The following is a 17,497-nucleotide window of genomic DNA, read 5'->3' as shown; positions in this document are numbered from 1 at the left end:
TTTACCGGACGCCGCCAACCGGTCTGGGTCGTCCCCGAAGGCCTGCTGACACGCCGGAGGGCCAAGGCATACGCCATGTCCGACCGAACCACGCATTGGGACCACGTCTACACCACCAAAGGCGAGACGGAGGTCAGCTGGTTTCAGGACACGCCGACGATCTCGCTGGGGATGATCCGCGCGGCCAATCCGGATCATACTGCCGCGATCATCGATATTGGCGGTGGCGCGTCACGATTGGCCGACAGCCTTTTGCAGGCGGGATATCGCAACATCGCCGTGCTGGATCTCTCGGTCAGCGCGCTTGAGGCCGCAAAGACGCGAATCGGGGCGGCCGCCGCAGCGATCGACTGGATCGTGGCCGACGCAACGACATGGCGACCGGCGAAGGCATACGATGTCTGGCACGATCGCGCTGCATTCCACTTCCTGACAGATCCGGGCGACAGGGCAGCTTACGTCGACCGCCTGCGGTCGGCGGTCGCGCCCGGCGGCCACGTCATCATCGGCACCTTCGCGCCGGATGGTCCCGAAAGGTGCAGCGGCCTGCCGGTCCAGCGGCATGACAGCGCGAGCCTTTCGATGGAGCTCGGACCGGGATTCAAACTCGTCGAAACGCGCGGCGAGACGCATCATACGCCGTGGCGTTCGACGCAGGCCTTTCAGTTCAGCCGATTTCGACGGAAAACCGGTTAGCTACCGCGTGCGCCTGCCGCACTGTCAGTATCGTCCCGGCGAAAAACAGGACGCGCCTGAAGGCCTACGCCGCCAGTTTCACCGCATGCGCAAAATCCCAATAGAGCTTGCGCGCCCTGGTGTAGAGCGGACCCGGCTTCAGCTCGCGCTCGTCGATGCGAATCACGGGCGCGACCTTCGCAAAATTGCCGGTGGAGAAGATCTCGTCGGCGGCAACGAAGTCGGCGTAGCGCAGCGTCGTCTCGACCACCGTCACGCCGTCGGCGCGAAGCAGGCCGATGACGCGCTGGCGTGTGATGCCGTTGAGGAAGGTGCCGTTCGGCGCCGGCGTAAAGACCACGCCGTCCTTTGCCATGAACACGTTGGAATTGCCGAACTCCGCGACGTTGCCGAGCATGTCGAGCATCAGCGCGTTCTGGAAGCCGCGCGAGGCGGCCTCCGCCAGCGCGCGCGAATTGTTGGGATAGAGACAGGCCGCCTTGGCTTCGACCGGCGCGCATTCGGCGGTGGGCCGGCGGAACGGCGACAGCGTGATCGCGTTGCCGACCGGCTTGGGCATCGGCGCCTCGTAGATGCACAGGCACCAATTGGTGGTGTCGGGGTCGAACAGCACGCCGCCGCCGGCGCCGTTCTGCGCCCAGTACATCGGCCGGATGTAGAGCTCGGCCTTCGCCGCGAAGCGCGCAATGCCTTCGTTCGCGAGCGTGAGCCAGGTGCCGGCATCGACCACCGGCTTCAGACCGAAATTGATCGCGGATTGATTGGCGCGCGCGATGTGGCGATCGAGATCAGGCGCGACGCCCTCGAACGCGCGCGCGCCGTCGAACACCACCGAGCCGAGCCAGGCCGCATGAGTGCGCGGCCCCATGATCGGCACGTTGCCCTCATGCCATTCGCCCTCGAAGAAGGTCCAGCTCGGCGAATATGCGATGGGCTTTGCGATATTGGCCATGACCGCCCTCCTTGGGTAATATCCCGCACACTATTCTCCCAACTTCTAAACGATTTCCTGCGGGAAAGGCACCTCCCCCGGGGAGCTCGGCCGGTAGTGCCGGGGCGACACCAAATCGAGCACAAAGCGGGCTATAATGCGGGTTACCTTACGGAGTGTTCCATGCCACTCGATCCGCTTGCCAAGCGCTTGTTGACCATGATGGCTGCGGCTGCGCCGGAGGCGCGGAGCCGGCCCAGCGTCGAGGCCCGGCGGCAGTCGCTGGCGAAGCTGATGCAGTTCGCGCGTACTGATGCGCCGGATGTAACGACGTCCGACGGCGCGCTTCCCGGCCCGGGCGGCGAGCTTCCCTATCGCCTCTACACGCCCGCGGGTGCCGGCGAGCGCGCACCCGGCTTCGTGTTCTTTCACGGCGGCGGTCTCGTCGCCGGCAGCATTTTGACCCACGACCGCATCGCCGCAGCCCTCGCCCATGCGACCAACTGCCGCCTCGTCTCGATCGACTACCGCCTCGCGCCCGAGCACAAATTCCCCGCCGCCGTCGACGACGCGCTGGCCGCGACCGAATGGGTCGCCCGCGAAGCGGCATCGCTCGGCATCGACGCCGAACGGCTGGTGATCGGCGGCGATTCCGCCGGTGCCACGCTGGCTGCGATCGTGTGCCAGGAGGCGCAGCAAAGCGCCGGCCTATCGATCGTGGCGCAATGCCTGATCTGTCCCGTACTGGATTTCGAGGAGGCATCGCCTTCGCGCGAGGCGTTCGCGGAAGGCTATCTCATCGACCGCATCACGATCGAGGCCGATCTCGCCGACTATCTGCCGGAGGGCATCGATGCCGCGGATCCCCGCGTCTCGCCGCTGCGCGCGACGCGACTCACAGGCCTGCCGACGACGATCATGCACACCGCCGAGTTCGACCCGATGCGCGACGAAGGTAACGCCTATGCCCGCAAGCTGCTCGGAGCCGGCGTCGTCGTCGAGCACGTCTGTCACGACGGCATGGTTCACAATTTCCACGCCATGGGCGCCATCCTGCCGCAAGCGCAGCTGGTGCTGTCGCAGATCGGCGAGCAGGTGCGGCGGGCGGTGAAGAGGTGAGATCCTCCCGCGAAGAGGACAGGGCTATCGCATATGGCTGTGGCCGGCCAAGCGCGCGCCTCGTCCTTCGAGACGACCGCTTCGCGGTCTCCTCAGGATGAGGCTAAGCGGGAATCGGAGCCCGTTAAAATTGCTGCCGCACACTCGGTCCTCATCCTGAGGGCCCGCCAAAGGCGGGCGTCTCGAAGGGTGGCCACAGAGAAATTGGCCATCATATGCGATGGCCCTGCGCGAGGGGCGAAGGAGCTACGCGCGTGCGTCGATCACGGCCTGCGCCGCCACGATATACTCGTGCCAATGCGCGTCTGCATAACGCTCGGCCTGGCGCGCGCAGTTGATATCTGGCGCATGCGCCGCGGCGATCATGCGCGCGAAGCGCTCTTCGGCCACCGTCGCGTCATTGGCAGCCTGTGGCGCCGCGAAGGCGGACGCCTCGGTTGGAATCACAGCAAGTCCCGCCAGTCCAGCGAGCAAGATGCGGCGTGAGGGCTTCGTCGCTTTCATCTCAATTATCCTGCAGTTGGATCGTGCATGGCGAATCCACCGCCGTGGCGGCGGCAGGGTAGCCTTGCGCTTGCGTCGGGTCCAGCAGTCTAGATCGGCCAGCTATTCCGGCACCGGTACGTCGAACGTGTTCAGCGTGACGGACACCATGCAGTAGATGCCGACGAGATAGGACAGCTCGGCCGCGCCGTGCTCGCCGAACTCCTTCACCGCGGCCCGATAGGTCAGCTCCGGCAGCACGCCGCCGCTCACCAGCGCAGACGCGACGTCGTAGGCGACCGCCTCTTGCTTGGTAAGATCGACCGGACGCTGCCCGGCGACGATGGTCGCGAGTTTTTCGTCGGTCAGGCCGCGCTGCTCGGCGACCAGAACATGGGCATAGAGCTCGTAGCCGGAGCGGAAATGCGAACCGGTGACGAGGATGGCGACCTCGCGCACCGGCGCCGGCAACAGCGGATTCGATGCGATCGCCTTGACCAGCTCCCACACCGGCTTGCCGAATCGCGGCTCGCGAACCCAGGGATTCCAGGGCCCGAGCAGCGCGCCGTCGTCGCGCATGTTCACGAAGCCCTTGAAGTGGTCCGTGATACCCGCGCGCATGTCGTCATAGAGCGGCTTCTGTTCGGCACTCAGGTCTTTCGGATCGAGAATGGGAAGGCGCACCGCAGGCTCTCCTCGTTGAGAAGTCGCGACCGTCGCCTGCGTAGGCGTGCAAGGCAAGTGAAGTTGCCGTGACATCCACAGCTCGGGCGAGTGCCCCGACGGCATCGGTGATGATGCCCAACGCCCTATTGGGCTTGTGGATTGGCGACGTCGTCGAAGGCGAGCGTCAGCGGCTCGCCGGTCGCGAGGAAAGACGACAGCGCCGCCTCGAACGGCGCCGGATCGAGGCCACGCTTTCTCAGCCATTCGGGCTCGTAATAGGTCTGCCGGTAACGTTCGCCGGAATCGCAGATCAGTGTCACCAGCGATCCCGTCTGGTTGGCCTTGCGCATCTCCGAGGCAAGCCGGCACAGCGCCAGGAAGTTGGTGCCGGTGGAGCCGCCCACCACGCGGCGCAGCCGGCGCGACAGCACGTTCATGGCCGCGATCGTCGCCGCATCCGGGATCTTCATCATGCGGTCGACCACGCCTGGCACGAAGGAGGGTTCGCAACGCGGCCGGCCGACGCCTTCGATCAGCGAGGGACGTTCGCAAACATGGGAGCGATCCTGGGTGCGGAAGCAGTCAAAGAAAGCGGAATGCTCGACATCGGCCACGCACAGCCGCGTCGGATACTGGCGATAGCGCAAATAGCGTCCGATGGTGGCCGAGGTGCCGCCGGTACCAGCGCCCATCACGATCCAGTCCGGCAGCGGGCGCGGCTCGCCCTTCAATTGCGTGAAGATGGACTCGGCGATGTTGTTGTTGCCGCGCCAATCGGTGGCACGCTCGGCGAAGGTGAACTGGTCCATGTAGTGGCCGTTCAGGCCAACGGCGAGCGCGGCGGCCTCGGCATAGAGCGCGCGGCCGTCGTCGATCAGATGGCAGTTGCCGCCATAATGCTCGATCGCGGCGATCTTCTCAGCCGAGGTCGTGCGCGGCATCACGGCATAGAAGGGCACGCCGATCATCTGCGCGAAATAGGCTTCCGAAACTGCGGTCGATCCCGACGAGGCTTCGACGACAGGCGTGCCTTCGCGGATGTGGCCGTTGCAGAGGGCGTAGAGGAACAGCGATCGCGCCAGCCGATGCTTGAGGCTGCCGGTCGGGTGCGTGGATTCGTCCTTCAGATAGATATCGATGCCGGCGAGCGCCGGCACGATCAGTTTGATCAGATGCGTGTCGGCCGTGCGGCACTGGTCGGCTTCGATGGCGGCCACGGCGTCGTCGACCCAGCCGCGCTGGTAAGCCGGCCCGACCGGATTGTGCTGGCGGAAGGCAGGCGGCTCCATCGGCATGATCGGGTGATTCCTTGAAAGCGTACGTCAAGCTACCACGGGAGGCCTCGTCCGCGCGGCTCAAAACTCCAGCGGCGCGTTGTCGACAACTTCCTTCATGACGAAGAAGGTGCGGGTCTGGCGCACCCCGGGCAGCGCGATGAGCTGCTCGCCGTGGATGCGGTTGAAATCCTCCATGTCGCCGACGCGGATCTTGAGGAAGTAGTCGAAGTCGCCGGCGACGAGGTGGCAGTCGAGCACGAATTTCAGCTTTGCGATCGCCTGCTCGAAGGTGGCAAAGCTCTCCGGCGTCGAGCGGTCGAGCACGACGCCGACCATCACGAGGGCGCCCTTCGCCACCTTTTTCGGCGCGACCATGGCGCGGACGGCGACGATGAAACCATCCGCGAACAGGCGTTGGGTGCGGCGATGGCAGGTCGCCGGGCTGATCGCAACGGTTTCGGCCAGTTCAGCATTGCTGAGCCTGCCGTTATTCTGAAGCAATCTCAATATCTTAAGGTCGGTGCGGTCAAGTCGCGCGGACATGGAAGAACCTTCCGAAATTTAGGTACTATCTGGATGAAATACTAACCAAGCTAGCACACGACGCAAGGTCTGGCGCAATATGGCCGCAGCATTCGAGATCACCTTTCTCCCGAGAAATGCTAGTTGGCATCCAGACACTAACGCCAATCGGGATGACCTGACCATGCTCGAAAAATTCGCGCGCTATCCGCTGACCTTCGGCCCGACTCCCATCGAGAAGCTGGAGCGGCTCTCAAAGCATCTCGGCGGCAATGTCGAGATCTACGCCAAGCGCGAGGATTGCAATTCCGGCCTCGCCTATGGCGGCAACAAGCTGCGCAAGCTCGAATACATCATCCCCGACGCGATCGCTTCCAACGCCGACACGCTGGTCTCGATCGGCGGCGTGCAGTCGAACCACACCCGCATGATCGCGGCCGTCGCCGCCAAGATCGGCATGAAATGCCGCCTCGTGCAGGAAGCCTGGGTGCCGCACGAGGACGCCGTCTACGACCGCGTCGGCAACATCATGCTGTCGCGCATCATGGGCGCCGACGTGCGCCTGGTCGACGATGGTTTCGACATCGGCATCCGCAAGAGCTGGGAGGACGCCATTGAAGAAGTGAAGGCGGCGGGCGGCAAGCCTTACGCGATTCCCGCCGGCGCTTCCGTGCACAAATTTGGCGGCCTCGGCTATGTCGGCTTCGCCGAAGAGGTGCGCAAGCAGGAAGCCGAGCTCGGCTTCAAGTTCGATTACGTCGTGGTCTGCACCGTCACCGGCTCGACGCATGCCGGCATGCTGGTCGGCTTCGCGGCCGACGGTCGCGCGCGGAAGGTGATCGGCATCGATGCCTCGTTCACGCCGGCGCAGACCAAGGCGCAGGTGCTTTCGATCGCCCAGAACACGGCCAAGCTGGTCGAACTCGGCAAGGACCTCGTCGCTGACGACGTCGTGCTGATCGAGGATTACGCTTATCCCGCCTACGGCGTGCCGTCGGAGGAGACCAAGGAGGCGATCCGCCTCACCGCGCGGCTCGAAGCAATGATCACCGACCCCGTCTACGAGGGCAAGTCGATGCAGGGCCTGATCGACCTGACGCAGAAGGGCTATTTCGAGAAGGGCGCGAAGATCCTCTACGCGCATCTCGGCGGTGCGCCGGCGCTGAACGGTTACGGCTACGCGTTCCGGAACGGCTGAGATCTGTAGCCCGGATGGAGCGTAGCGCAATCCGGGACGGTCGCTGTGGCAATCCCGGATTTCGCTGCGCTCCATCCGGGCTACGACATCCGTGACTGTCCTACCGCGTCCGCACGATCTGGAGCAACTCGTCCCCGTAATGCTCGAGCTTCTTGTCGCCGATACCCGGCACGTTGCGCAATTCGTCCGGGGTGGTTGGCCAGGCCCGGACGATGCCGTCGATGGTGGCGTCGTGCAGCACGACATAGGCCGGCACGCCGCGCTCGCGTGCGATGTCCGAACGCCAGGCGCGCAGTCGGGCACGCAATTCAGGATCGACGTCGCTTTGCGGCGTATTGGCCGCGGGCGCGAGGTCGCCGCGGCGCGATTTTGCGCGGCTTGACCTGATCCGGGTGCCGGGCGCCTCCTCGCGCAACCACACCTCGGTCTCGCCGCGCAGCACGCCGCGCGAGGACTCCGTCAGCTTCAGCGCGCCAAAGGCCTCGCTGTCGCTCTGCAAGTACCCCATCGCCACCAGCTGCCGCAGCACGGTGCGCCACTGCTTTTCGTTCAGCTCGCGCCCGATGCCGAACACCGAGAGCTTGTCGTGGCCGAACTGCGTCACCTTCTCGGTCAAGCGTCCGATCAGCACGTCGATCAGGTGCATGGCACCAAAACGCTGCCCGGTGCGATAGGCGCACGAGAGCAACTTTTGCGCCAGCACCTTGCCGTCGCGCATCCGCGGCGGGGTCAGGCAGTTGTCGCAATTGCCGCAACTCTCGCCATGCATGGTCTCGCCGAAATAGCCGAGCAGCCGCTTGCGCCGGCACTGCGCGGTTTCCGCGAGCCCCACCAGTGCATCGAGCTTGCCGATCGAGACCCGCTTGAACTCGTCCGATGCGGTGGACTCGTCGATCATGCGGCGCTGCTGCACGATGTCCGAGAGGCCGTAGGCCATCCAGGCCGCCGATGGCTTGCCGTCGCGTCCGGCCCGACCGGTCTCCTGGTAGTAGGACTCGATGCTCTTGGGCAGGTCGAGATGGGCGACGAAGCGCACGTCCGGCTTGTCGATGCCCATGCCGAAGGCGACGGTCGCGACGATGACGATGCCGTCCTCGTTGAGGAAGCGGTCCTGGTTGCGCGAGCGCACGCCGCCATCGAGCCCGGCGTGATAGGGCAGCGCCGCGATGCCGGCGTCGTCGAGCGCAGCGGCGACCTCCTCGACGCGATTGCGCGACAGGCAGTAGACCACGCCAGCGTCGCCCGCATGGCGCTCCCGGATGAACTCCTTCAGCTGCGACACCGCGTTGCGCTTGTCGACGATCTCGTAGCGAATGTTGGGCCGGTCGAAGCTCGAGACGAATTGCGGGCTGCCTGCGAGGCGCAGCCGCTCGACAATTTCCTTGCGCGTCAACTCGTCGGCGGTCGCCGTCAGCGCGATGCGCGGGACGTCGGGAAAGCGCTCGGCGATGATGGAGAGGCCGACATATTCGGGCCGGAAATCGTGGCCCCATTGCGAAACGCAGTGCGCTTCGTCGATCGCAAACAGCGCCACCTTCGCCTGCGCCAGCATCGACAGGCAGCGCGGCGTGACCAACCGTTCCGGCGCGACATACAGCAGGTCGAGATCTCCGGCGATCAGGCGGCGCTCGATGTCGGAGGCCTCTTGCGGCGTCAGCGAGGAATTCAGCGCGGCAGCATTGACTCCGGCCTCGATCAGGCCCGCGACCTGGTCGCGCATCAGCGCGATCAAGGGCGACACCACGATGCCGCAGCCTTGACGCAACAGAGCCGGCAATTGGTAGCACAGAGACTTGCCGCCGCCGGTCGGCATCAGCACCAGGCAATTGCCGCCGTCGGTGACATGCCGGATGATCTCGCCCTGCGCGCCGCGAAAGCCCGGCAGGCCAAACACCGAATGCAGCACCGACAGCGCGTCGCGGCCATCGACTGAGGCAGGCAGCGAAGCGGTGGAGGGAGCGGACATGGGCGGAACTGGACCGGGCCGTGAGATTCGTCACAACGCCAGTCGCATGACCGCGCGGGCATGGCAAGACTGTTTGCGCGGCAAGGCGGCGGTCTACGCCCCAATCCTTCGCAAGGCCTCCGCAACCGTCACGATCGGCATGTTGCGCGTCTCGGCCGCCTCAAGCGCGTGGCGGAGCAAGGTCGGCGTACAGCCATAAGGGCTCGGCTGGTCGACGACGTCGTGACCATAGAAGATCAGCCAGCCGCCGCTTGCGGTCGCTTCGTCGAAATAGCGATCCACGCCTGCCGTATCGATCTCGCAATGGACGAGGGGCGATGCGCGCAAGAACTGCAGGTCGATGACATCGCGATTGACGCCGGGAAGGATGCCGCGCGCGGAGCGAAAGATCTTCGCGAGCTGCGGCTTGCGCGAGACCGAGGCGAGGCCATACGGATAAGCAAAATTCTCCAGCCTGATCGAGGGATCGAGGCGATGGAAGTAGTTCCGGTTCTGCTCGATCTCGCGCGCCATGGCGGCCTGGTCGAGATCGACGGCGCGCAGATGCGAGAAGGTGTGGCAGGCAATCTCGTGGCCGCTGCGATGCAGCCCCACGATCGCGTCGTTGGACAGGCCGTGCCAGTGATCTCCCGGCTGATCGATCAGGCTGCCGGCGAGATAAAACGTGCCGCGCCCGCCATGCTCTTCCAGCAGTGACGCGCCCACGCCTGCGGCGCTGTCGGGGGCGTCATCGAAGGTGAAGCTCACCATCGGCGCATGCGCCGCCAAACGGTGCGGTACGCCGCGGAAATGCCGGGACAGACGATTGCTCACGCGCTGCTGGAGTACCGACCACACGATTGCATTCCCTGTCTTTCGGTGCGGCGCTACTGAAGCATTCGTGCGCCGGATGAGGCAAGCTTCACACCTGGTTAATCCTAACGCGGAACCCGCGCTCTTCAGCTAGCGCGCGAGCAGCGGCGCCTTGGTGTCCGCCGCAAGATCGCGCAACCAGTTGCGAAACAGCACTGCCGCCGCGCTGCCGGCCGCGATATCGGCGCGCAAATTCAGCGCGGGCAATTCGTTGGTGAGCGCGGGATGGCGCTGGTGCCTCGCGCACTTCTCGAATCGCGCAAGTCTCTCTTCAGTTGCTGCGTCAAAATAGCTCACGGGCAGGTGCGGGTAAGCCTCCCGCTCACGCGCAAGAAAGCGGCCGATGTCACGCAAATATTCGCGCTGGAGCGACAGCGCGTCATATTCGGGATGGCCCTGGAGGAACACGAAGCGGCTGGCATATTGGCGGACGAAGATGTCGACGCCGGCCAGGGCCGAACGTGTCAGCACCTGATAGCCGGCCTGCGCGAGGTCGCGCTCCCTGACTTCGTTCAGGCGCGAGTGCGAGATCCTCAGGGGCGCCGGCGCCCCGCGCGTCAGCGTATCGTTCGTCACGGCGTCGCAGTCGAAGATGCCGTGGCATTTCGCCGGCAGCCGCTGCCGTTCGATCCGATCGAGATGCAGCACCGCCGCGTGCGCGGCGAGGCATGACCAGATCGTCGAGCGCGTGTTGGTCCTGGCCCAGTCAATGAGGTCGGTGAGGTCGCGCCAATACGGCTCCTGCTCGAGCTCGGGCGCGACCGGCTCGGCCCCGGTCACGATCAGCCCGTCGAATTTTTGACGCTTGAGATCGGAGAGATCGGAATATTCGCTCTCGACGTGCCACTTCGCTTCGGGCGAGCGCATGACCGACGGCAGGGAGAAGCAATGGAAACGGATGCGGCGCGGCCCCGCCGCGGCCTGGAGCAGCTTCATGAACTGCCGCTCGGTGGCCTTCAACGCCGGGTCGGGCATGTTGTTGATCAAGCCGATGGTAAGCTCGCCGCGGCTGTGGTCGCGCGCGAGCTCGACTTCGGCCGGCACCAAGGCCGGGCTCGAGATACCTTGATCCCTGTCGATCAAGATGCTCATCGGGGCGGTCGCCTACTCCGCGGCCTGAAGACGCGCGGTCGAACAGGCCTTTTCCAGCGCCTGGTCGATGTCCTCGATGATGTCGGCCGCATGCTCGATGCCGATCGAGAGGCGAATCGTCTCCGGCAACACGCCGGCGGTGCGCTGCTGCTCCGCCGACATCTGGCGGTGCGTGGTCGACGCCGGATGGCACGCCAGCGACTTGGCATCGCCGATATTGACGAGACGCGTGATCAGCTTCAGCGCATCGTAGAAGCTCTTGCCCGCTTCCATCCCGCCCTTGATGCCGAAAGTGAACAGCGAGGAGGCATTGCCGTCGAGATATTTCTGGACCAGCGGATAATAGGGGCTATCCGGGAACCCGGTGTAGTTGACCCAGGCCACGCGCGGATCCGCACGCAGGAATTCCGCGACCTTTCTGGCGTTCTCGCAGTGACGCTCCATGCGCAGCGCCACGGTCTCGATGCCCTGAAGCAGCAGGAAGGCGTTGAACGGCGACAGCACCGAGCCCATGGTGCGCTGATAGATGCTGCGCGCGCGCTCGATATAGGCGGTCTTGCCGAAGCGCTCGGCGTAGACGAGGCCGTGATAGGACGCGTCCGGCTTGTTGTAGCCGGGGAAGCGGTCGGCGTGCTTCGCCCAGGGGAAATTCCCGGAATCGACGATGGCGCCGCCGAGCGTGGTGCCGTGGCCGCCCAGAAACTTGGTCAGCGAATGCACGGCGATATCTGCACCGTGGTCGAAGGGCTTGAGCAGGATCGGCGTTGCGACGGTGTTGTCGACGATCAGCGGCACGCCATGCGCATGTGCGATCTTCGCCAGCGCCTCGATGTCGCAGACATTGCCGGCGGGGTTGCCGATGGTCTCGGCGAACACAGCGCGCGTATTCTCGTCGATGAGTTTTTCGATCGCCTCGGGCTTGTCGCTCTCGGCAAAGCGGCCAGTGATGCCCTGGCGCGGCAGGATGTGAGAGAGCAGCGTGTGCGTGGTGCCGTAGAGCTGCGGCACGGAAACGATATTGCCGCCGTGATCGGCGACGTTGACGAAGGCGAAATGCAATGCGGCCTGGCCGGTTGCAACCGCGAGCGCGCCGACGCCGCCTTCGAGCTCACTGATGCGCTTCTCCAGCACCGCGCTGGTCGGATTGGCGATGCGGCTGTAACGATATCCCTCGGCCTCGAGATTGAACAGCGCCGCGCCATGATCGGCGCTGTCGAAGGCATAGGCTGCTGTCTGGTAGATCGGCACGGCCACCGCGTGCGTGGTGGCTTCGGGTTCGTAGCCGGCGTGAATAGCGATCGTCTCGTTGCGCATCGTCCACCTCCGCGTGGGGCGGGCCGCACTTATTGGCCTGGATGAGGATGTGCGTTGTCCGCCGTCCCCGTGTTAGAGGCGGGTGGTAAAGCGGGCAATAATTCGTCTAGAGATCGAGGAAGTAACCCTAATGGTTGTTGGGGAATTGGCTAAAACTTGAATCAAACTAATCCGCCGCCTGCGCAGCCCTCATGGCTTCCTCGCTGAGATCGACACGACCGCGTTCCGCGCTGAAGCGCGGGGGGGACGGAAAATGGCGAAATGAGGCTGATGGCGGAGAGAGTGGGATTCGAACCCACGGTACGGTTTCCCGCACACACGCTTTCCAAGCGTGCGCCTTAAGCCACTCGGCCATCTCTCCGGAGCGCCCTCTCTTGAAGGGACGCTGGTGATTTTGCAAGGGATCGCGGGTAAATCGGGGCGAATTTTCCCTAAGTCATTATGTTGACAGGTAAATATCCGGCCGGCGCAATGGACTTGGCGAACCCGCTGGCTGAACCGGAGGCGGCTCTGCTGCGACGATTCACAAGAGGCCGCCAAACCATCCCCTGGGGACGCCATGACCATCCGCAACACCACCGCCGCGCTGAGCCTGATTTCGGCCCTTGGCGCCGGCTTCGTTGGGTCCGCCGCCGCGCAAATCTGCACGCGCCAAGGGGTCGATGTGAGCTGCGACGACGGACGGCGCGGGGTGCTGTCGGGCGATGCAATCCTCTGGCCGGACGGCACGCGCTCCAGCACCACGCCGCACCAGAGCGTGATCATCGGCAACAAGAGTTCGGTCCATGTCGGGCCCGGCGTCTTCGTCGGCCAAGGCAACGGCATGGTTCCGATGGATGACCCCAACGCGCCGAACAAGCGGCGCTGCGCGATTCTGGACGGCGTGTCGTATTGTTATTGAGGGCGCCGTCTTTCTCACTTTTTTCGGAAACAGCCCCGCGCCCCTCTCCCCGCAAGAACAAGACGAAGGAGAAGGGTCCAAGACTAAATCAGAGACTAGTCAACCGCACGCCCGAGATCGCCGATTTGAGCCAACGCAACGCTTGCGGCGGCTGAGCGGCAAGCGGTGCGACCGCGGCCTTTTCGATGCGGCACTTCTCGAGCCTGGCGACAAAATCGGCGGACCATTGCTGGATGGTATGGCCGCGCAATGTCTTCATCATCGCTTCCCAGCGCATCTTGCGCTCGGTGAGCGGCATCGCGGCTGCGATCGCGATCGCGCGGGCCATGCCGTCGATGTCGTGCGGATTGACGAGCAGCGCGGCATCGAGCTCGTTGGCGGCACCCGCAAACTTTGACAGCACCAGCACGCCGGGATCGGCCGGGTTTTGCGCGGCGACATATTCCTTCGCGACCAGGTTCATGCCGTCGTGCAGTGGCGTCACCACGCCGATCTGCGCCGTGCGATAAAGACCTGCGAGCACGGCCTGGCTGAAACCCTTGTTGAGGTAGCGGATCGGGGTCCAGTCGACCTCGCCATGGCGACCGTTGACGTCCGTGACGAGGCGCGCAACTTCGTTCTGGAGATTGCCATAGGCTTCGATGGCGCCGCGCGAGGGATTGGCGATCTGTAACAGCGAGATGCTGCGCGCAAACTGCGGATGCTCGGTCCAGAGCCGGTCGAACGCGCTGATGCGGTTGACGAGGCCCTTGGAATAGTCGAGCCGGTCGACGCCGATCGCGAGCCGCTCGCCGTTGAGGCTGCGGCGCAGCCGCGACACGTCGGGATGCGAGACCGATTTCGCCGCATATTGTGCAAACTTCTCCGCATCGATGCCGATCGGAAACACTTCGCAACGCGTGCGTCCGTGCTGTGAGATGACGACCCCGTCCTCGACGGACAGGCCGAGCTCAGTGGCAGCATAGCCGACGAAATTCTGGCAATCCTCTTCGGTCTGGAAGCCGAGAAGATCGTAAGCCAGCATCGCCGTAATCAGCTCGCGATGGTTGGGCACGCCCTGCATCACCGCGGCCACCGGCCAGGGCGTGTGCAGGAAGAAGCCGATCGGATCATCGACGCCGAGATCGCGCAGCTCCGCGCCGAGCGCGAGGAAATGATAATCCTGCACCCAGAATGCCGTCCCGGCCTTTCGGAACCGCATCAAGGCGCGCGCCATGAAGGCGTTCACCTCACGATAGCTGACATAATCGTCGCGCGAGACGCGGATCAGGTCGCTGCGCGAATGCAGTGCCGGCCACAGCGCCGAATTGGCAAAACCTTCATAATAGCCGCCGTAATGCGCGGCCGGCAGATCCAGCGTCGCGATCGCACCCGAGCCGAGCGCCTCGATCTCCGCAAACGGTTCCTTCTGATGGCCGTCCCGCACGCGGCCGGAGGAACCCACCCAGATCGCGCCCGAATGCTCCACCACCGGGAGCAACGCCGCAGCGAGGCCCCCCGTCATCGGTTCGTTGGGTTTGCTGCGGGCCACGCGGTTCGAAACGACGATCAAGTTCACAGGTCGTCCCCTCCTGTTCATTCCACCCTGTTTAACTGATGTTCATCAATATGGTTCCTGACCATCGTTCCAACCAAATGAAACCAAAATCGGGCGCGCGCGTTGGAACTGGTTTCGCCGGCGGAACCCACGAATTTCAATGGAGAACACAGTTTTTGCGGCTGTTTGCGCAGCATGAATTGCAGGCGCAACGGAACCGGGCGAGCCGCATTGTGTCCCGTCAGTGGCGCCGCCTTGCTTTTACCTTGGATCGTCAAGCAGGCGCGCAAGAAACGCGCGCACATCGCTGGGCGCGTCGAAGTGACCGTTGACGCCCATGGCACGGCGGCCGACCGAGAAGGAGAGGCCGCTCATGTCGGGCATGATCGCGAATACGGTTTCGTCGGTGACGTCGTCGCCGATAAAGATCGGGCGGCGCCCCCTGAATGGTTCATGCGTCATCAATTCGCGCACGCCGGTCGCCTTGGTGAAGCCGGAATGCTTGATCTCGCAGACGAACTTGCCGGGCAGCACCTCGATCGGTGCATTGGGCAGATCGGCGCGGATCAGCGAGACGGCTTCGTAGATCGCCTTCTCCGCATGTGGCGCGAGGCGGTAATGCAGCGCCAGCGAATAGCCCTTGTCCTCGAGCAGAATGCCCGGGCTGAGCTTTGCGATGGCCGCGAGCCGCCGCTTCAGCTCCTTGTCCATCGGCGGAGCATGCACGTCGTCGGCTTCATTGCCGACGGACAGGCGCATCTCCGCGCCATGACCGGCGACGGCGCGAAATACGTCAGGCGCGAAGATCAGGTCGATGTCGTTGAGCGACCGGCCGCTGACCAGCGCCAGCGCACCGGACGTGCGCTCCACCAGCCGCTGGAGCGTTTCAGACAGGCCCGGCGGCACCCAGACCTCGCGTGGCGTCGGCATCAACTCGAGCAGCGTGCCGTCGACGTCGAGCAGGATCGCGATCTCGTCGAGATGCGGCACGAGCGCATGCGGCACCGGGACTGCGTCGGGCGCCTCGTCGCCATCGGGCATGATGCGCTTCTGGTCCAATGCCATTTCCGCCAGTTCAGATGTCATAGTCTACTCCATGAAGGCGAGCGGCCGGGCGATTTCTTCGAGCGATTTGCGCTCCGCGGAGATGGCGTAGCGCCACGCCACGATCGCGGCCGCGATCATCAGGAATGCTCCCAGCAGGTAACCGGCAAATACGCTGGTGCGTGATCCGGTGTCGATCAGTGCGCCGAACAGCGCGGGCCCGATCACGCCGCCGATGCCGGTGCCGACCGCATAGAACACCGCGATCGCCAGCGCGCGGACCTCCAGCGGAAAGCTCTCGCTGACGGTGAGATAGGCCGCGCTCGCTGCCGGCGAGGCAAAGAAGAAGATCACCATCCAGGCGATGGTCTGTCCCTGCGCGGTGAGCGCACCGATCGAGAACAGATAACCCGACAGCGCCAGCAGCAGGCCCGACACGCCATAGGTGAACATGATCATGGCCCGGCGACCGAGCGTATCAAACAGGTGGCCGAGCAGCAGCGGACCGAGGAAGTTACCGGCAGCGAAAGGCAGCAGGTACCAGCCGACGTGATCGGCACTGATGCCGTAGAAGTCGATCAGAACCAGCGCAAAGGTGAAGAAGATCGCGTTGTAGAAGAACGCCTGCGCGACCATCAAGGTCAGCCCAACCAGCGTGCGCTGGCGATAGGTGAAGAACAGCGTATGCACGACCTCGCTGATCGGGGTGTGGTCACGCATCTTGATGCGAATCCTTGCGAAGCGCCTGTCGCTTGCGTTCTGGTCGTGTCCGAGCACCGAGCGCTCGATCTCGTCGACGATATCGTGGGCCTGCTCGGGCCGGCCATGGATCATCAGCCAGCGCGGGCTTTCCGGGATCCACATCCGCATCAGCAGCACGACGAGCCCGATGGTGGCGCCGATGAGATAGGCGAGACGCCAGCCGAGATCGGGTCCGATCGTTGCGGGATCAAGCAGGACGATGGCCGCCACGGCGCCCATCGCGGCGCCGATCCAGAAACTGCCGTTGATGACGAGATCGGTCCAGCCGCGATAGCGCGCCGGGACCAATTCCTGGATGGTCGAGTTGATCGCGGTGTATTCGCCGCCGATGCCGGCTCCGGTAAGAAAACGGAACAGGGCGTAGCTGGCGACGTTCCAGGACAGCGCGGTTGCGGCGGTCGCGGTGAGATACAGCGCGAGGGTGATGAAGAACAGCTTCTTGCGGCCGATGCGGTCGGTGAGCCAGCCGAAGCCGAGCGCGCCGAGCACGGCGCCGGCAAGGTAGGCGGAATTGGCGATGCCGAGATCGAGATTGGAGAAATGCAGCGACGGGCTCTGCTTCAGCGCGCCTGAGAGCGCCCCGGCGAGCGTCACCTCAAGCCCGTCGAGGATCCAGGTGATGCCGAGCGCCAGCACGACGCGGGTGTGAAATCCCCTCCACGGTAGCGCATCGAGCCGCGCAGGAATGCTGGTCTCGACGATGCGATCGGCCGCTGCCACCGCGGAGACGACAGGGCCAAGGTTCAGCGCTGGGCTTTGCTGCAATTCCATCGCGTTGTTGCGTTTGACCAATGCGATCAGCCCCGAATGTCGCAAGACGTGGACGGGGTCGATCCAATCATGCGGGTGCGGCGTTCCGCCTGCCACCCGCGACAACGTCTGCGGCAACAGCAGGTTCCCACATGAACAGCACCGAGGGCCGTCCGTTTCCGACGGGGCCGCAAGGAGTTGACGCATGGCTCACGTCAGAAAGACGACACATTCGCGCAAAACGGCCGCGCCGGAGTGTCGATGGCTGCGGAGGATCTGACGCGTCGCGGAGAGCTACGCTGCCCTGATATTCGCCATGAAGCGGTCGAGTTCGGCGCGAAGGCGGGTGCTTTCGCTCGACAGTGTCTTGGCCGAATTCAACACCTC

General features: G+C 64.4%; 17 protein-coding genes and 1 tRNA gene. 4 read left to right on the top strand and 14 right to left on the bottom strand.

Annotation, left to right across the window (positions count from 1 at the left end; genetic code table 11):
- The first annotated feature begins 75 nt into the window (after window positions 1-75).
- Window positions 76-696 (top strand): class I SAM-dependent methyltransferase, encoded by a 621-nt coding sequence (locus AC0L2O_RS28025; protein WP_473371998.1) that lies wholly within the window; start codon window positions 76-78, stop codon window positions 694-696.
- Window positions 697-760: 64 nt separating this feature from the next.
- On the opposite strand, the gene AC0L2O_RS28020 is transcribed toward AC0L2O_RS28025, so the two are convergent.
- Window positions 761-1,648: a branched-chain amino acid aminotransferase gene (locus AC0L2O_RS28020; RefSeq protein WP_473371997.1), complete on the bottom strand. Its 888-nt coding sequence runs from the start codon at window positions 1,646-1,648 to the stop codon at window positions 761-763.
- Window positions 1,649-1,810: 162 nt separating this feature from the next.
- Between AC0L2O_RS28020 and AC0L2O_RS28015 the strand changes: the two genes are divergently transcribed.
- The gene (locus tag AC0L2O_RS28015; RefSeq protein ID WP_473371996.1) at window positions 1,811-2,746 is read left to right on the top strand and encodes an alpha/beta hydrolase; all 936 of its coding nucleotides are present in this window, start codon (window positions 1,811-1,813) and stop codon (window positions 2,744-2,746) included.
- A gap of 246 nt (window positions 2,747-2,992) precedes the next feature.
- On the opposite strand, the gene AC0L2O_RS28010 is transcribed toward AC0L2O_RS28015, so the two are convergent.
- The 4 genes from AC0L2O_RS28010 to AC0L2O_RS27995 form a co-directional block, all read right to left on the bottom strand.
- Window positions 2,993-3,250, bottom strand: coding sequence for a hypothetical protein (locus AC0L2O_RS28010; RefSeq protein ID WP_473371995.1), 258 nt, complete (start codon window positions 3,248-3,250; stop codon window positions 2,993-2,995).
- Between the two features lie 102 nt (window positions 3,251-3,352).
- Complete coding sequence (locus AC0L2O_RS28005) at window positions 3,353-3,913, bottom strand: carboxymuconolactone decarboxylase family protein (RefSeq protein WP_369719862.1); 561 nt, start codon at window positions 3,911-3,913, stop codon at window positions 3,353-3,355.
- Between the two features lie 125 nt (window positions 3,914-4,038).
- On the bottom strand, window positions 4,039-5,184 hold the full coding sequence (locus AC0L2O_RS28000) for a PLP-dependent cysteine synthase family protein (protein WP_473372047.1): 1,146 nt from the start codon (window positions 5,182-5,184) through the stop codon (window positions 4,039-4,041).
- A gap of 66 nt (window positions 5,185-5,250) precedes the next feature.
- Complete coding sequence (locus tag AC0L2O_RS27995; RefSeq protein WP_473371994.1) at window positions 5,251-5,715, bottom strand: Lrp/AsnC family transcriptional regulator; 465 nt, start codon at window positions 5,713-5,715, stop codon at window positions 5,251-5,253.
- Between the two features lie 163 nt (window positions 5,716-5,878).
- Here AC0L2O_RS27995 and AC0L2O_RS27990 point away from each other — a divergent pair, with 163 nt between their 5' ends.
- On the top strand, window positions 5,879-6,892 hold the full coding sequence (locus AC0L2O_RS27990; RefSeq protein ID WP_473371993.1) for a 1-aminocyclopropane-1-carboxylate deaminase: 1,014 nt from the start codon (window positions 5,879-5,881) through the stop codon (window positions 6,890-6,892).
- Between the two features lie 100 nt (window positions 6,893-6,992).
- Here AC0L2O_RS27990 and recQ read toward each other — a convergent pair whose 3' ends face one another.
- From recQ to AC0L2O_RS27965, 5 genes are all read right to left on the bottom strand, one after another.
- Window positions 6,993-8,858, bottom strand: coding sequence for a DNA helicase RecQ (recQ, locus tag AC0L2O_RS27985; protein ID WP_473371992.1), 1,866 nt, complete (start codon window positions 8,856-8,858; stop codon window positions 6,993-6,995).
- A 93-nt stretch (window positions 8,859-8,951) separates the two neighbouring features.
- Window positions 8,952-9,695: a polysaccharide deacetylase family protein gene (locus tag AC0L2O_RS27980; RefSeq protein WP_473371991.1), complete on the bottom strand. Its 744-nt coding sequence runs from the start codon at window positions 9,693-9,695 to the stop codon at window positions 8,952-8,954.
- A 105-nt stretch (window positions 9,696-9,800) separates the two neighbouring features.
- A complete protein-coding gene (gene metA / locus AC0L2O_RS27975) occupies window positions 9,801-10,802 on the bottom strand; it encodes a homoserine O-succinyltransferase MetA (protein WP_473371990.1) in 1,002 nt (333 codons plus the stop codon).
- 12 nt (window positions 10,803-10,814) lie between these two features.
- Window positions 10,815-12,116, bottom strand: coding sequence for an O-acetylhomoserine aminocarboxypropyltransferase/cysteine synthase family protein (locus AC0L2O_RS27970; RefSeq protein ID WP_473371989.1), 1,302 nt, complete (start codon window positions 12,114-12,116; stop codon window positions 10,815-10,817).
- 271 nt (window positions 12,117-12,387) lie between these two features.
- Window positions 12,388-12,477: transfer RNA gene (locus AC0L2O_RS27965), tRNA-Ser, on the bottom strand.
- Between the two features lie 198 nt (window positions 12,478-12,675).
- Here AC0L2O_RS27965 and AC0L2O_RS27960 point away from each other — a divergent pair.
- The gene (locus AC0L2O_RS27960; protein WP_473371988.1) at window positions 12,676-13,017 is read left to right on the top strand and encodes a hypothetical protein; all 342 of its coding nucleotides are present in this window, start codon (window positions 12,676-12,678) and stop codon (window positions 13,015-13,017) included.
- A gap of 88 nt (window positions 13,018-13,105) precedes the next feature.
- Here AC0L2O_RS27960 and AC0L2O_RS27955 read toward each other — a convergent pair whose 3' ends face one another.
- From AC0L2O_RS27955 to AC0L2O_RS27940, 4 genes are read right to left on the bottom strand one after another with little or no spacing between them, the layout of a single operon-like run.
- Complete coding sequence (locus tag AC0L2O_RS27955; RefSeq protein WP_473371987.1) at window positions 13,106-14,575, bottom strand: trehalose-6-phosphate synthase; 1,470 nt, start codon at window positions 14,573-14,575, stop codon at window positions 13,106-13,108.
- Between the two features lie 17 nt (window positions 14,576-14,592).
- Window positions 14,593-14,832, bottom strand: a complete 240-nt coding sequence (locus AC0L2O_RS27950; protein ID WP_473371986.1) for a hypothetical protein — start codon at window positions 14,830-14,832, stop codon at window positions 14,593-14,595.
- A complete protein-coding gene (otsB, locus tag AC0L2O_RS27945; RefSeq protein ID WP_369719866.1) occupies window positions 14,816-15,640 on the bottom strand; it encodes a trehalose-phosphatase in 825 nt (274 codons plus the stop codon). Before otsB ends, AC0L2O_RS27950 begins: the two co-directional genes overlap by 17 nt.
- 3 nt (window positions 15,641-15,643) lie before the next feature.
- Entirely contained in the window at window positions 15,644-17,131 is a 1,488-nt protein-coding gene (locus AC0L2O_RS27940; RefSeq protein ID WP_473372046.1) for an MFS transporter, read from the bottom strand.
- Between the last annotated feature and the right edge of the window lie 366 nt (window positions 17,132-17,497).

The sequence above is a fragment of the Bradyrhizobium sp. Kon10 genome (genome assembly GCF_055807395.1).
The sequence above is the reverse complement of the archived record's forward strand: the minus strand, read 5'-3'. Positions and strand labels throughout refer to the sequence as shown.